At 53.3% G+C, this 15,289-nt stretch carries 15 protein-coding genes and 1 tRNA gene; 11 read left to right on the top strand and 5 right to left on the bottom strand.

Going from position 1 to position 15,289, the window contains the following annotated elements; genetic code table 11:
* Positions 1–114 precede the first annotated feature (114 nt).
* From ahcY to map, 5 genes are all read left to right on the top strand, one after another.
* Positions 115–1,443 carry an adenosylhomocysteinase gene (gene ahcY, locus HOV93_RS07565; protein WP_207395858.1) on the top strand — a complete coding sequence of 443 codons (1,329 nt, stop codon included), beginning with the start codon at positions 115–117 and terminating at the stop codon, positions 1,441–1,443.
* Positions 1,444–1,547: 104 nt separating this feature from the next.
* Complete coding sequence (locus HOV93_RS07560; protein WP_207395857.1) at positions 1,548–2,849, top strand: DUF1015 family protein; 1,302 nt, start codon at positions 1,548–1,550, stop codon at positions 2,847–2,849.
* A 228-nt stretch (positions 2,850–3,077) separates the two neighbouring features.
* Positions 3,078–3,824: a ParA family protein gene (locus tag HOV93_RS07555; RefSeq protein WP_207395856.1), complete on the top strand. Its 747-nt coding sequence runs from the start codon at positions 3,078–3,080 to the stop codon at positions 3,822–3,824.
* A complete protein-coding gene (locus tag HOV93_RS07550; protein ID WP_207395855.1) occupies positions 3,817–4,797 on the top strand; it encodes a ParB/RepB/Spo0J family partition protein in 981 nt (326 codons plus the stop codon). Before HOV93_RS07555 ends, HOV93_RS07550 begins: the two co-directional genes overlap by 8 nt.
* Before the next feature lie 325 nt (positions 4,798–5,122).
* Complete coding sequence (gene map / locus HOV93_RS07545) at positions 5,123–5,884, top strand: type I methionyl aminopeptidase (protein ID WP_207395854.1); 762 nt, start codon at positions 5,123–5,125, stop codon at positions 5,882–5,884.
* Between the two features lie 110 nt (positions 5,885–5,994).
* Here map and HOV93_RS07540 read toward each other — a convergent pair.
* Both HOV93_RS07540 and HOV93_RS07535 read right to left on the bottom strand, forming a co-directional pair.
* Positions 5,995–6,069: transfer RNA gene (locus tag HOV93_RS07540), tRNA-Pro, on the bottom strand.
* Between the two features lie 112 nt (positions 6,070–6,181).
* Complete coding sequence (locus HOV93_RS07535) at positions 6,182–7,036, bottom strand: DUF1559 domain-containing protein (protein WP_207395853.1); 855 nt, start codon at positions 7,034–7,036, stop codon at positions 6,182–6,184.
* A 274-nt stretch (positions 7,037–7,310) separates the two neighbouring features.
* Here HOV93_RS07535 and HOV93_RS07530 point away from each other — a divergent pair, with 274 nt between their 5' ends.
* The 5 genes from HOV93_RS07530 to HOV93_RS07510 all read left to right on the top strand — a co-directional run bounded on the left by HOV93_RS07530 (position 7,311) and on the right by HOV93_RS07510 (position 11,678).
* Positions 7,311–7,586, top strand: a complete 276-nt coding sequence (locus tag HOV93_RS07530) for a MoaD/ThiS family protein (RefSeq protein WP_207395852.1) — start codon at positions 7,311–7,313, stop codon at positions 7,584–7,586.
* A gap of 2 nt (positions 7,587–7,588) precedes the next feature.
* On the top strand, positions 7,589–8,680 hold the full coding sequence (locus tag HOV93_RS07525; protein ID WP_207395851.1) for a sialidase family protein: 1,092 nt from the start codon (positions 7,589–7,591) through the stop codon (positions 8,678–8,680).
* A gap of 89 nt (positions 8,681–8,769) precedes the next feature.
* Entirely contained in the window at positions 8,770–9,243 is a 474-nt protein-coding gene (locus tag HOV93_RS07520) for a VOC family protein (RefSeq protein WP_207395850.1), read from the top strand.
* Positions 9,244–9,299: 56 nt separating this feature from the next.
* Complete coding sequence (locus tag HOV93_RS07515) at positions 9,300–9,776, top strand: VOC family protein (RefSeq protein ID WP_207395849.1); 477 nt, start codon at positions 9,300–9,302, stop codon at positions 9,774–9,776.
* A gap of 468 nt (positions 9,777–10,244) precedes the next feature.
* Complete coding sequence (locus HOV93_RS07510) at positions 10,245–11,678, top strand: pectate lyase (protein ID WP_207395848.1); 1,434 nt, start codon at positions 10,245–10,247, stop codon at positions 11,676–11,678.
* On the opposite strand, the gene HOV93_RS07505 is transcribed toward HOV93_RS07510, so the two are convergent.
* Both HOV93_RS07505 and HOV93_RS07500 read right to left on the bottom strand, forming a co-directional pair.
* Positions 11,675–12,148, bottom strand: a complete 474-nt coding sequence (locus HOV93_RS07505) for a GNAT family N-acetyltransferase (protein ID WP_207395847.1) — start codon at positions 12,146–12,148, stop codon at positions 11,675–11,677. The genes HOV93_RS07510 and HOV93_RS07505 overlap by 4 nt on opposite strands.
* An 11-nt stretch (positions 12,149–12,159) precedes the next feature.
* A complete protein-coding gene (locus HOV93_RS07500) occupies positions 12,160–13,278 on the bottom strand; it encodes a potassium channel family protein (protein WP_315853370.1) in 1,119 nt (372 codons plus the stop codon).
* A 272-nt stretch (positions 13,279–13,550) separates the two neighbouring features.
* Here HOV93_RS07500 and HOV93_RS07495 point away from each other — a divergent pair, with 272 nt between their 5' ends.
* Positions 13,551–14,627 (top strand): sulfite exporter TauE/SafE family protein, encoded by a 1,077-nt coding sequence (locus HOV93_RS07495; RefSeq protein ID WP_207395845.1) that lies wholly within the window; start codon positions 13,551–13,553, stop codon positions 14,625–14,627.
* Here the strand turns inward: HOV93_RS07495 and HOV93_RS07490 are convergent.
* Positions 14,622–15,203 (bottom strand): DUF421 domain-containing protein, encoded by a 582-nt coding sequence (locus HOV93_RS07490; protein ID WP_207395844.1) that lies wholly within the window; start codon positions 15,201–15,203, stop codon positions 14,622–14,624. The two genes, HOV93_RS07495 and HOV93_RS07490, sit on opposite strands and share 6 nt — an antisense overlap.
* Positions 15,204–15,289: the final 86 nt, after the last annotated feature.

Here is a 15,289-nt window from a genome sequence, read left to right as displayed (position 1 = left end):
GATTAGTTGCGGCGCAATGTTTTGCGTATTTAATGAGTCTTCCGGCGACCCCCTGGTGTGGAGTTTCGCATTGGGCTCATCCCCCGGTCCCTCCAATACAAGGTGGAGTTCATAGTGTCCCAGGTCGAAAAGCTTCCGTACAAGGTCAAGGACATCTCCCTCGCGAAGCGTGGACGTCAGGAAATCAAACTGGCCGAAATCGAAATGCCCGGCTTGATGGCCCTTCGTGAGAAATACCGCGACGAGAAACCCCTCGCCGGAGCACGAATCGCTGGCTGTCTTCACATGACCATCCAGACGGCTGTGCTGATTGAAACGCTCGTCGAGCTGGGTGCCGAAGTCACCTGGAGCAGCTGTAACATTTTCTCGACTCAAGACCACGCCGCCGCCGCCATGGCCGAAGCTGGCATCCCAGTCTATGCCTGGAAAGGGATGACCGACGAAGAATTCGATTGGTGCATCGAGCAGACCATCTTCTTCCCTAGCGGCGAACCACTGAACCTGATCTTGGACGATGGTGGCGACTTGACCGCCATGGTTCATAACAAGTTCCCCGAACTGCTCGAAGGCATCAACGGCCTTTCGGAAGAAACCACCACAGGCGTCCATCGCTTGTACCAGATGCACCAAAAGGGCGACCTCAAGACGCCTGCGATCAACGTCAACGACTCGGTTACCAAGAGCAAGTTCGACAACCTCTACGGTTGCCGCGAATCGCTGGCCGACGGTATCAAGCGTGCGACCGACGTCATGGTTGCTGGCAAAATTGTTGTCGTGGCTGGTTACGGCGACGTTGGCAAAGGCTGTGCCCAGTCGATGCGTGGCTTCGGTGCTCGTGTGATCATCACCGAAATCGACCCAATCATCGCCCTGCAAGCCGCCATGGAAGGCTTTGAAGTTTGCCCCATGGAAGACGCTGCCGATCGTGCCGACATCTTTGTCACCACGACCGGCAACCGCGACATCATCACCGGCGAACACATGGAGCGGATGAAAAACGACGCGATCGTGTGCAACATCGGCCACTTCGACCTTGAAATCGATATGGCTTGGTTGAATGGTCGCAAGGACGTTTCCAAGGAATCGATCAAACCACCTTCCCAAGAAGGCGGCCCGGTTGATCGCTACACCTTCCCAGACGGCCATAGCATCTTGATTCTGGCCGAAGGCCGCTTAGTCAATCTTGGCTGTGCCACCGGTCACCCGTCGTTCGTCATGTCGGCCTCGTTCACCAACCAGGTGCTGGCCCAGATCGAACTGTGGAAGAATGCCGAAGCCTACCCACTGGGTGTTCACGTTCTGCCCAAGAGCTTGGATGAAGAAGTGGCCCGCCTGCACTTAGACAAGCTGGGCGTGAAGATGACCAAGATGAGCCAGGCCCAAGCCGACTACATCGGCGTGCCAGTCGACGGCCCGTTTAAGCCAGATCACTACCGCTATTAATTCCGCGGGGCCGTTATTGGTCGCAATCGGTTAAAATGGGAGGGACTCGCACATGTGGCGAGTCCCTTTTTATTTACCTGTTAACAAACAGCACGAAATATTTCATGCCAGACATTCGAGCCATTCACGGACTGCGTTACGACCTCGGCCATATTGGCGCATTGGCAGACGTCATTGCACCGCCAGCCGACAAGTTGACGCCAGAGCAGATCGACGAACTTTACAAATGCCATCCAGCGAATGTCGTGCGCGTTCTGACCAATCGTGAAGAGCCAGGGGATGACGAAAATAACAATCGCTTCTCCCGGGCAAAGCGTTTCCTAACCGACTGGCAGCGGCAAGGCGTTCTACAACGCGAGCCTGACCCGGCAATTTATGTCTATCACCAAGAATTCGACTGGCAGGGTCAGCGGGTGACACGAAGGGGTTTTCTGGCAGGGCTCGCCCTCGAGGATATCGACCAGCAGCAGTACGAGGCGGTTCAGGTCCTGCTTGCCGAGAGTTCGGCTTCACGGCTTGATCGACTCCGAGCAGTCCAGGCCGATATCTGTCCTCAGGTATCTCTCTATGCCGACCCTAGCATTTCGGTGCAGCAAGATCTGGAGAACCATATTGCGACGGCGACTCCATTGGTCGCTAAGGATGGGGCAGGCGTCATCCACCGTTTATGGCCAGTGACCGATCATAACCTGATTGGATTGATACGTGAGAAGATGGCCCATCGTCAACTGCATCACGTCAACCCAGACGATTTAGCCGCGGCGACCCTCTATCGTTACGAACTGTCCCAGCAGGGAGAACTGACTCCGCAGCACCCGGCCAATGTCGCTTTGACGGTGTTCTTCGAGATGACGGAACCGGGACTTGAGGTCTTGCCTAGTTTTCCGCTTGCTCACCAGGCACCTCCTCTCTCCAGCCCAGAGCTGATCGAGAAGTTGGGCGTTCACTTTGATTGCTATGTCTTCGGACAAGGTCGTCATGTCGCGTCTGCCCTCTGGGAAGAACTTCAAACCAGCGGCGAGTTGGGCCACCTTGGGATCTTTTGTGCCGCAGACGAGACCTGGGTCAGTGCCCAGCTGACGGCGGACGGCCAATTGAAGATGGAAGGAGCCACCCCGGAACGAGACGATCTCTGGCGGGAACTAGACAACAACTTATGGGAGTGGTTAATCCTGACCGAACTGCTGGAGACGGCCGATGCCAATGAAACCTTTGTCCGCTCGGTCGACCATCTTGTTGATGCCCTGGACGAAGACACGGGTAAGAACGTTCGGCTTGCCGCTCTGCTCCGCCCTATCACGATGAGCCAATACCAGGATCTGCAGCACAGAGAGGTTGGCTTCCTGCAGACGGTCGCCACCCAGCCAATTCCACCCTGCGGATTAGTGATCCATCCGTTCTCGTAGCGAAGCGTTTCACGTGAAACAGGATCGAATGCCGCACCTGGAGCAGATGCTCGTCCTTTCACGATCCTGTAATCTGGGTGTTTCACGTGAAACACATAAGATGCGCACGAATGTTTCACGTGAAACAGGCCATCAAGTAGCCAAAGTGCCGTTTCCTCGTTTTCACGTTCGTGTCTAAAATCCTCACCTCGAAAACGGATTTTCGACTCGTTACTGCATTGAGGCATCATGGCTCGCATCCTGTGCATCGCCAACCAAAAGGGAGGCGTCGGTAAGACCACCACGGCCATCAACCTGGCCGCAGGGTTGGCCATGGCCGAAATGCGCACGTTGCTCGTCGACCTCGACCCCCAATGCAATGCGACCACCGGCGTCGGGCAGAAGCCGACCGAGCGTCATCCACTGGTTTCAGATCAGGCTTTAGGCGAGTCGATTCTGGAAACCAAGATAGAGAACCTCTTCCTGGTTCCCGGCAGCCGCAGCTTCGAGGACGTGGAACGTTTGGCCGGAGGCGAGAAGACGACGTCGGCCGTCCTGACCAATCATCTCGAGTCCGGCATGAATCAGTTCGACTATGTCCTGATCGACTGCCCCCCTTCAGTCGGCGCAATCACGCAAACCGCTTTGGCTGCCTCGACGGAAGTCCTCATGCCCATCCAGGCCGAGTACTTCGCGATGGAGGGGCTCACGCAGATGATCAAGGTGATCCGCGATGTCATGCGGCGTCCGCCTGGCAAGCTTGAGTTTGGTGGGATCGTACTGACGATGTACGACCCGACCCTAGAACTAACTCACGAGGTCGAACAAGAGGTTCGCGATTTCTTTGGCGATATCGTTTTCGATACGGTGGTCCCTCGGGATCACTGGGTTTCCGAAGCACCTAGCTTCGGTCAATCAGTAATTACCCACGCACCTCGCAGCCGCGGGGCACGTGCTCATATGGAATTGTGCATGGAGGTTTTAGATCGTGACTAGACAAAAGCGATTGGGACGTGGTCTGGCCGCTCTGTTGGGAGACCCAACCGATGAAACAGCGGAAGTAGAATTGCAAGAAGAAGCCACCGAGACGGTTCCATTCCGTCCTCGCTTGGCCGAGTCGGACTTCACTGAGGAAGCCTCACAAAAGAAAGACTCTTCGCGGATCGCGCTCGACCAGATCGACCGCAACCCGTTTCAGCCGCGGCATCACTTCGACGACGCCGAGATCACCTCGCTGGCCGAGAGCTTGAAGGAGCATGATATCCTTCAACCGATCGTTGTACGTCAGGTCGGGGATCGCTTCCAACTGATCAGCGGTGAGCGTCGTTTGCGTGCGGCCGGCATCGCTGGCTGGGACTCCATTCCGGCACTGGTTCGCGAAGCGGACGATCGTCTGGTCGCCGAACTGGCCATCGTCGAAAATCTGCAGCGTCAGGATCTCAACCCACTGGAAAAGGCCATTAGTTTCCAGCGTTACCTCGAGCAGCACGACGCTACCCAAAGCGAACTTGCTGACCGGATCAAGGTCGACCGCAGCACCATCGCTAACCTGGTCCGCCTGCTGGATCTGCCTGATGCTGTAAAGTCTTCGATACACGCTGGTGAGCTTTCCCAAGGGCATGCCCGGGCACTCTTGCCACTAGGCGAAGAAGAGATCCAAAACGAATTCGCCAAGCGGATTGCCAAGGATGGCTGGAGCGTCCGTGCGACTGAGCAAGCCGTGCAAGACTTCCTCAACGGGGAAGAACCAGCCATCGCGACAACTCCGGCCAAGAAGGGCTCGCGGACGAAGTCGCAACAGGTCGTTTCACTCGAAGAAGACCTGCGTATGGCCTTGGGTACCAAGGTCGACATCAAGCAGGCGACCAAGGGAGGCAAAATTGTCATCCACTTTAAAAACGCGGATGAATTCGATCGGTTAAACGAGTACTTGCTCGCCGACACCGAAGAAGACCGCCGGGCTGCTTAGCCACGTGGGAACAACGATTCGGTAATTACGACAGGGAGCCTCACGGCTCCCTGTTTCTTTTGGGGTGGGGGTGACGGCTTCCGAATCGTCCACAGGTCGCTTCTCGCTTTTGGTGACAATAGTCCGTAAAACGCTATCGATCAGCCAATCTACTTCTACCTAACTGTCTGCTTCAGGGTTCTCTATCGACGTTTCCAATCTGATTCCAGTCTATTGGCCACCCAATCGTTTCAGTATAGATTTGAATCATCTGTTTCAAGGTAGCGTTGATTGATTGCTCCGGAATTTAATACTTTCCACTTTCACCATAGATCGAGATTTAATAATGACGGTAGAAGGCCAGCACGATGTCGATGGGGTTCTTCGTATTGGTCAAGTCGTTGCCCGCGTTCGGGATGCCATGCTGAGAGTTGTCGAACCTGGAATGGCAACGGCTGAACTGGACGACTTCGCGGCAGAGATGCTAGCGAGATACGGAGCGATATCAGCCCCTAAGATCACCTACGACTTCCCTGGCACTACCTGCATCAGCATTAACGAAGAAGCGGCTCACGGGATTCCCGGTGAGCGGATCATTTGCGGCGGTGATATCGTCAATGTGGACGTCTCCGCAGAACTGGACGGTTACTTTGCAGATACGGCCGGTACGGTGGTGGTCCCCCCAATTTCCAGCTTAAAAGATCGGTTGTGTCGGGCGGCCAAGATTGCGTTAGATCACGCAATTATGGAAGCCAAAGCAGGCTCCCCTATCAACCACATCGGGAAGGCGATTGAACGTACGGCGAAGTCGCACGGGTTCAAAACAGTCAAGAATCTCGGAGGCCACGGCGTCGGGAGAAGCCTGCATGAAGAGCCGGAAGGGATCGTCGGATACTATAACCAAATCGATACTCGACGCCTTCAACTGGGCCAAGTGATCGCTATCGAACCGTTTCTTTCGACTCGAAGTTCTTACTTGAATGAGGCGGAAGATGGCTGGACACTTATCGGGCACCCTGAAAACCTCACGGCCCAATTCGAGCACACAATCATTGTGACTCAAGGTTCCCCAATCGTCGCCACGCTGTCGACATCTAGCCTCTATTAGGCAAGGCACCGAAACGCTACATCACTCGTAGCGTTTTAGACGACGGCATAAGCTTGTGTTCAAGCACAAAAAAACCTTTCGCAAGCCAAACTTACGAAAGGTTTTTTGAGTCGGGATGATAGGATTCGAACCTACGACCCTCTGCTCCCAAAGCAGATGCGCTAGCCAGACTGCGCCACATCCCGAGGACTTACGAATATACCCACATGGTTCAAGATTGACAATGCGGGGTTACCGATGATTTCGATATAAATCTAGTCACGATTTCAGACCCGAGGTTCGCTGTAATTGGGAAAATTATAGCGAGTCGTGGCTGACCACTAATCCGTCGTCTATCACGCACAGGCGACGGAACATTTCTCCGTCGACCGTGTAGCTGACAAATCTCACCGATCCGTCCACCAATACCGTGTTGATGCCGCTGGGGTGGGCCGCTCCAAAGAGGTTGGAATTGGAATCGGTCCCTAAAACTGTCTCGGGGTGATTTCGGTCGTGGTCTGGGGGCGAATTGCCCCGGCGGTAGATATCAACTTCCCAACCAGGATTGTAGGGGTTCTCGTTGTCATCGCAGCACCCGGAATCGTAAGTCCTGTCGGTTTGCTTTTCTCCGACCATCATGGTGTTTGATGTACCGTCGACAATGTCCTGAAACCCAGTTCTTGCCCGGTCTTGCCGGCGTGTAACTCCATTATCCCCTTCATTGTCGGTCCCGGCGTTGGCGGCATAATCAATCCGAGCATGCGACGATCCGCCGTATCCCTGAGCACTTCGACGACTGGGACAGTAATAGAGTTCGACTGCCGTTTGATAAACCTGGTTGTGATTCGTGTTGTCGTAGAGATTGTTCTGCTCGATATACGGCAGAATTTGATAAGGCCAACTCCATTGCGTCCGTTCGGAATGCTCGCCTTGGCAACATGGGTCGCCGTCAGGAGCATTGATGCCTCCATGTGGGAACTTCTGCAGAATGTCGTGATGGTTATGAAAGGCTAAACCGAGTTGCTTGAGGTGGTTGACGCATTCGGTTCTTCGAGCCGATTCACGTGCCATCTGCACAGCCGGAAGCAACAAAGCAATCAGGATGCCAATAATGGCGATCACAACCAGAAGTTCTACGAGGGTGAACGCTGAACGACACGAAGAACGTGACATAGTGGTGCCTAAAGATGAGACGGCCTAAAAGCAGTAGATAATTTAAAATTATCCTATCATCGACGCACCTGGATGAATAGAACAAAACACAGGATTCTTGATAAATTGCCCACTTGCCTTCAGCTGGGAGGCAAATCCTTTATCCCGGTCAACTGGTCTTCTAAACTTTTTCCTGGCCTCGGTCGATCACGACCATCCGTCTTCGACTAGCTTCCAGGGGATGCTATTTACCGAGTCCTCTTTTCCTCAGTTTTATTAGTTGGCTCTTCTCACCATGTCTGTTTCCGTTCAAATACCGTACGCACTCCGGCACGAGTGCGCGGGCAAGTCCGAGGTAGAGGTTAACGCTGGCTCGGTTCAGGACGCCCTAACCGACCTGAAAAACCACCAGCCAAAACTCTATCGCAGTGTCTGCGACGAGACGGGAGCCGTTCGCAAACACATCAACTTGTATATCAATGAGACGATTATCCATCGAGTCGACGGGCTGCAGAAGAAGCTAGAACCAGGGGATCTTCTTTTCATTATGACCGCAGTATCAGGAGGCTGAAGATGGCCGATCGCGTTGTTTTGTGCATTGGGACCAAGAAGGGGCTATTCGTTGCCGAGGCCAGTAAGTCGCGAGGGCGATTCTCGTTGCGGGGACCGTTCGGCTCTGGGGTCGCCGTTTATTCGGCTTTGATTGATACCCGTAAGTCCCCTCGCATTTTCGCTTCGAGTTGCAATGCCTGGTTTGGGATGAAGGTGCTAACCTCATCCGATCTGGGTAAGAAGTTCAAGGAAACCAAGTCCGCGCCTGCGTTTCCTGAAACTGATGGCCGTGTCCTCGCAAATATCTGGTCACTTGAGCCAGGCACCGACAACCAAGAGATATGGGCTGGTGTCGAACCTGCCTCGCTTTTTCGGAGCGAAGATGGTGGCAACTCTTGGGAGATGATCGCTGGTATCAGTAATCACAAGCACTCAAAAGACTGGCAGCCTGGCGCAGGCGGTTTGTGCCTGCATACGATTGTCCGCGACGGGGAACGCATTCACCTGGGTATCTCCACTGGGGGACATTACCTCAGTGAAGATGGTGGACAAACGTTTAACGCTGCCAACGATGGGGTGGGAGCTGGATTCGATCCCAATCCCTACCCAGAATTCGGTCAGTGCGTACACAAGATAGCTCGGCATCCCGATGCTCCTGGCCGACTGTATATGCAAAATCATGGCGGTTGGCCTGAACGCCCTGGGATCGGAGTGCTACGTAGCGATGATTACGGCCACACTTGGCAATCGATCGCCGATGGGCTGCCTTCGGACTTCGGCTTCCCTATTGTCGTTCATCCGCACGATCCCAATACGATCTATGTCGTCCCCCTAGAGCCCATGACACGAACGTGCCCAGAAGGGAAACCTGCCGTTTGGCGAAGCACTTCCGGAGGCAAGAAATGGAAAAAGCTATCGAAAGGATTACCCAAGCACGACGGCTATTTTACGGTGCTGCGTGATGCGATGACGACCGATACGCTGGCCGACCCTGCAATTTATTTCGGTACAACCACCGGTCAAGTATGGATGGGGCACGATAGTGGCGACGAGTGGAACTGCTTGTTCGACTCGCTTCCGCCAATCAACTGCGTCAAAGTCGCCGTGGTTTAATCGATTTTTAGATCGCATGTCGAAATGCACGCAGCGAGATCGACTACTCTCCAAACAGGCATCACGACCAAACTGGGAGAATCGATTTCATGCAGCGCATCACCCCCTTTCTTTGGTTTAACGATCAGGCCGAGGAAGCCGTCGAGTTCTACCTTTCGATCTTCGACGATTCACGAGTCTTGACGCAAACCAAGTACGGCGAAGTGGGACCGGGGCCCGTAGGCTCGATTATGACGATCGAGTTTGAACTTCAAGGCCAGAAGTTTGTGGCCCTCAATGGCGGTCCGCACTTTACCTTCAACGAAGCTGTTTCATTCGTGATCCACTGCGAATCAGCCCAAGAGGTGGATCACTTCTGGGAGAAACTCTCCGTCGGAGGCGAGACATCTCAGTGCGGTTGGCTGAAAGATAAGTACGGCGTCTTCTGGCAAGTTGTGCCAACTCTCTTGCCCCGTCTGATCAGTGACGCCAATCAAGATAAGGCTCAAATGGTAATCGCGGCCATGTTGCAGATGCAGAAACTGGATGTCGTCGCGTTGCAAACCGCCTATGACGACGCCTAATCCCAGATAACATTCCTCGACTTAACTTCCAAATCCTTAAAATAGAAAGAGACCCCATGACTCAATCCACCCCCGCTATTAACCGCGCCGGCCTTATTCCTTACTTGGTATGCGATCCCTGTTCAGAAGCGATCGAGTTTTACAAGAAAGCGTTCGCGGCCGAAGAGAAGTTCCGCTTGCCGACCGAAGCAGGCGATAAATACATGCACGTCGAACTAACGATCGGCGGTGCTAGCATTTTTATGGCCGATGACTTTCCCGAATACTGCGAAGGCAAATCGCAATCTCCTAAGTCTTTGGGCGGCACTCCGGTTACCATCCATCGCTATGTCACGGACTGCGATGCAGCCATTGCTCAGGCGGAAGCGGCCGGGGCCACGATCAAGATGCCACCAACCGATATGTTTTGGGGAGATCGCTACGGAATGATCGTTGATCCATTCGGACATACCTGGTCGTTCGCGACGCCTCAGCGAGAGGTCGGCATGGATGAACTGAATCGTGCCGTTCAGTCGATGGGCAAGCAGCAATAATAATATTTTATCGACTGCGACGAATGACCTTAAGCTTCTTACTTAAGGTCATTTTTCGTTTCACCAGTGGAGGAAATCACGTGATCGCCTGGGATCGAGGACGGATAGCAGCGTGTGCTGTTGCGATCGTCTCATTAGTGATTCATCTTGTGATGAGCCTAGACTTTCAGGCGGTCGCCTCGCATGCATTGTTTATGCTGTTGCCCCTTTCGGTCATTTTCTGGCCGGAATACAGTGATCGAATGTTTCGACTATCGGAGGAGGGGCGCGTTCATTCCACATCCAAACCTACGCCTGAAATCATGCTTCAACTAGTGGGTTGGATCCTGCTTGTGGTCGTCTGCGGCATTCCGCTTTTTATACGAGCGGATTCCTAATCGTCCCTTATCATAAATCCTTGCTTAACGATTATGCAGAGAGTATTTTGGGACTGACCTTCTCATTCCTACGCTCGCTCGAGACTTGACCATGCACAGTATCTTCCGCGCCCCGGTGGCCTTCCTCCTTTGCATTTGTCTTTTAAGTCACTCACTTTCTGCAGCCGACGGCGACCCCACGGCCGCGGAAGTTTTGGTAGCGATGAAGAAAGCTGCTACTTACTACCATGACCAGGTTGCTGTTCATGGGGGCTATGTCTATTTCTATAGTCCAGATCTTACCCAGCGTTTCGGCGAAGGAACCGCATCGCCCGATCAAATTTGGGTTCAACCGCCAGGCACACCCACGGTTGGCATGACCTACCTTGCTGCCTATAACGCCACGACCGATGCGTTCTACTTAAACGCGGCAACGGAGACCGCCGAAGCGCTCATCTATGGCCAATTAAACTCGGGAGGATGGACGAACTGCATCGATTTCGATCCTCAAGGACAACGCACGGCTCAATACCGAAACGGCAAGGGGAAAGGCAAAAACAATTCCTCGCTGGACGACGATCAAACCCAATCGGCAATTCGCTTTCTGATGCGAGTCGATAAAGCATACGACTTCAAAAATGAAATAATACATCAGGCAGTCACAACGGCACTGGATGCCTTACTTGCGGCCCAGTTCGCCAATGGTGCGTTTCCCCAAGTTTGGGCCGAGCCAGTCGATCAATCGTTACCTATTCAGCCGGCAAGCTTTCCGAAATATGACTGGAAAACCGAGGGCCGCGTTAAGAACTATTGGAACATGTACACCTTGAACGATGACCTGGCCGGCAGCGTCTCGGCGGTTTTAAGAGAAGCGTATGATACCTATGGAGACCAACGATATCTGGCGTCACTTAAGAAGCTGGGAGATTTCCTGATACTGGCCCAACTGCCGAGCCCGCAACCGGCATGGGCTCAGCAATACAACTACGACATGAATCCGATCTGGGCGCGTAAATTCGAACCCGCTGCCGTGGCAGGTCGGGAATCTCAAGATGCGATTGAAACGCTACTGCTAATTTATGACGTGACTCGCGACAAGAAGTATCTAGAACCCGTTCCCAAAGCCGTGAAGTATCTTGAAGCGTCGATGCTTCCGGATGGGCAACTTGCACGCTACTACGAACTACAAACCAATCGCCCGCTCTACATGAATCGCAACGGCAAGGATTACTTCCTGACCTACGATGACAAGAATCTGCCTGACCACTACGGCTGGAAAACAGGCCAGAAACTGGAGCATCTAAAGAACGAGTACCGCAAACTGATCAGTTCTCCGAAGTCTCGTCGCGCGAGTCGAAAGGTCTCGCCCGACCAGGTTAAGCCCATTCTCGCAAGCCTGGACGATCAAGGGCGATGGATTACCACCTTCGAGGAAGAGAAACTTGTTGGCGATCAACGATTTCGTCCTGGCGACCAGTACATATCCAGTCAAACGTTTGCCAAGAACATCGAAGCGCTCAGCGGGTATCTTAAGTCGTCTCGCTAAACAGAGAGTGTCTTTCTCATGAGAAAGTTCTTCAGCGTTACACCGTTGATGGTGACCTGCTGAGGGGTCACCGCGTGAAATCCGTGGACTTCAAAGAATGGCCTGGCCGTCATACTCACATGCGAGTGAAGTTCAGCCAGCTTCATTTGCTCGGCTTTGTGGTGAATCTCAGTGAAAAGCCTGCTACCGATACCTTTTCGCTGCCAGGCATGGTGCACATAGAACATGTCGACCAGCCCATCCGCTTGGACATCGGAGAATCCAACGATTTTGCCTTCGATCGTCACCACAAACGGATTGATACCTTCCAGACGTAAGCTCCAGTGTGAGAGATCGACCTTTTCAGGTGCCCAGGCCTCTAATTGCTGCGGTGTGTAGTCCCGCCGGTTGACGTGATGCACGGTATCGTGGAACAACCGCCATAACTCTGGGTAGTCTTCCGGCTTGGCCATCTGAACATTCAATCGCATCGTGAGCCTACTTACGAATCGACCGCGACGCCGCGGTAGGTGACCTTGCCTCGCGTGGCACAGAAGCGTTCGGCAAGCTGCGGGATATCGTTGGAATGCCCCAATACGATCACCACGTCGCCCGGATTAAGTATCGTTTCGGCGGTGGGGTTCAGCATGGTCGAGCCATCCTTCCGGCGAAGTCCAACGATCAAAAAGCCATGATTGCTCCGCAGCTCGATACTGCCAATCGACTTGTCGACCAGTGAGGAACCATCAGCGACGATCAACTCATCGAACTGAAGTCCAATCCGACCTAGTTCGTCGTTCATGTCTCCCTGGGTCGTTACTTGTTCGAGCATGTTCTCAGCCGACGGTCGAATAATCATCTGGGCGAGCTTCTTCGCGCCTATGGCGGTTGGCAAAACGACCTTATCGGCCCCACATCCAATGAGCTTCTTTTCGGTCTTGGGATTTTCGCCGCGTGCGATGATCATGATGTCGGCATTCATCCCCCGAGCCGTGACCGACACGAATACGTTGGTCGCATCGTCTGACAAGACAGAAGCAAGAACTGCGGCCCTTTTGATACCGGCTTGCTCGAGCACATGCTCGTCGGTGGCGTCTCCGTTGATGAATAGATAGCCCAGTTCCTGAGCCGAATTCAATCGCCGTTCGTCTGTGTCGATCACTACAAACGACTTGCCTTGGGCGGCTAATTCACGGGCCAGAATCGAACCCATGCGGCCAACACCACAGATAATTGCGTGATTGTCTAATCGATCAATATCCATGCACATTCGTCTCGCTCCCAAGGCCTTCTGAAGTTCTCCATCCACCACCATCTGCATGAATCCGCCGACGGTATAAATAACGGCCCCATATCCAGCGATAATCACCATGATGGTCAAAGCACGCAGAGCGATCGATTCGACCGGTTGGACTTCGCCATATCCTACGCCAAAGATCGTAATGATCACCATATAGATGGCATCATCCAGCCGCCAACCATGAGCCACGTAACCAACCACGGCCACGACGCAAATCGCCACAAACAAAGCTGCACCGGTGGCCATCTTGCGGATGGGACCAGTCAGGGGCTGCTTTCGCGGGGGAGGCGGATGATCTGGATCGAGATGTTGTGATACCACGTTCGCTGTTTCACGTTGTGCGCATGCTTGGTGGCTGAACCCCATCCGCCAAGCGTGATTCAGCTAACCGGTTACCGCCATGGGATGGGCAAGAATGCACCTCCGCAAGACAGACCGTTCTTAGTCGAGTCTACCAGTCTGACCCGCAATTAGCCATTGTCAATCGATCCACACGCTCGAGTTCATTCACACTTGTCTTGACAAGTGTTGTTCAGACATTTTCAATATCGGATATTAGTTTGCAGCTTAACCTTTACTGGGATTCGACCTAGATGGGGATTCCTCCTGTCCGCAGTTGGCCACGAATCTGGCCATTCCTCGCCTGGCTGACAGTCTTCTACTTTATTTGGCTAACCATCGTTACCCTCGGCAATTATTGGCCAACGGTGATATCCCATTGGCCGATTGCATTGACGATGTCTGTTGGTTCTTATGTTGCCGGCTCGACACCGATGGGGGGTGGTACAGTTGCGTTTCCGGTGCTGGTCCTGCTGTTTGACTTACCTGGCTCCCTCGGCAGAAACTTCGGCCTAGCGATTCAGTCGATCGGAATGACCTCGGCGGCCATCTATATTCTGTCCACCCATCGTCCTGTCGATTGGCGACTCCTCCGACCTTCGTTTGTCGGCGCCCTGGTTGGAACACCTTTAGGCGCGGCTTTAATCGCCCCGATTGTGCCCGACTTGTGGGTCAAGCTGATCTTCGGCGTGATCTGGGCAAGCTTTGGCATTCTGCACTTAGTGAAGTTGAGAGAACTAACTTCCAACCAGGGAGTGGCCGATCAAGCGTCTCCGCATGAGTTTTCCCTTGGCATTTTCATCGGGCTCGTGGGCGGCGTCGCCTCGTCGATCACAGGCGTTGGCATCGATATGATGATCTACGCAACCCTTGTGCTGCTTTATCGTGCTGACCTGAAAATTGCCATCCCAACGTCTGTGGTCCTCATGGCGTTTACTTCACTGGTTGGCATCGGATCGAACCTCGTACTTGCCCAGGCTCGCCCTGAGTTCTATGCAATTGATCCGCAAGTCTTTTCGTATTGGTTGGCGGCCGCTCCGATTGTCGCACTGGGGGCCCCTTTCGGAGCAATCGTTGTGAATCTAATCAGCCGAACCCCAACATTGATCGCCGTGTCGATACTTTGCATAGGACAATTCGTGTGGACACTCGTTCATGAACAAGTGTCAGGCACCATGTTGATCGCGGCTTTGACTGGCGTGGCAATCTGTAACCTTGCCTTTCAGATGCTCTATTCGCTCGGCAAGCAGTCGGACATCTTGATCTCGGTTGATGCAGCGGAGCAGGTAATAGATCAAGAGACGCCAGTCCTTGGAGAAGAGACTTTATGAAGTCGACGAGATGAATTCGCCACGTGATGCTTGCTTCGTGCTTACATCTCGCAGGGAGGAACCGGTGACGTCACCAGTGAGCTGAATCACGCTGCAAGATCCATCGGTTTCAAGAATGACTCCACCGACATTCGAGATATCGGCATATCCAGCACTCCGGATAGCTGACAGGACTTCTTCATTGGTGATACGAGATCGCTTCATTTCCTCCTTAAGAAACTGCCCATCGTAAAACACCAAGCGAGGTTCTCCTGTCACAATTCGCTTCACCCAGGGAGCCCGGGCACTTGACCAGGTGACTAAATATTGGAGCCCTATCAAAACAGAAAAAGCGACAAGCCCCTCTGCCAAAGCGGTCTGCTTGTTCAACAAAATCGTAGCTAACGTCGAACCCAAGGCGATAGTGACAACGAAATCAAACGCATTCATTTTCGATAATGTTCGATTGCCGCTAACTCGAAGTCCCAAAACTAGGGCGATGTAAGCGGCGACTCCAATAACGAACGTCCGCGCCAAACTGTCCCAATCATTGAAGAAGATTGAGCTAAGGTTGAGTTCTGCCCATAACAATTCCATACCTAGCATCTCCATGTAGATTACCAAATTCAATGCATTGAATGATTGTTAGGCAGGAAAAGCTTGGGGGCCTGCCTTCTTTGACG

It is taken from the genome of Bremerella alba (assembly GCF_013618625.1).
GTDB classification, from domain to species: Bacteria; Planctomycetota; Planctomycetia; order Pirellulales; family Pirellulaceae; genus Bremerella; species Bremerella alba.
The sequence above is the reverse complement of the archived record's forward strand: the minus strand, read 5'-3'. Positions and strand labels throughout refer to the sequence as shown.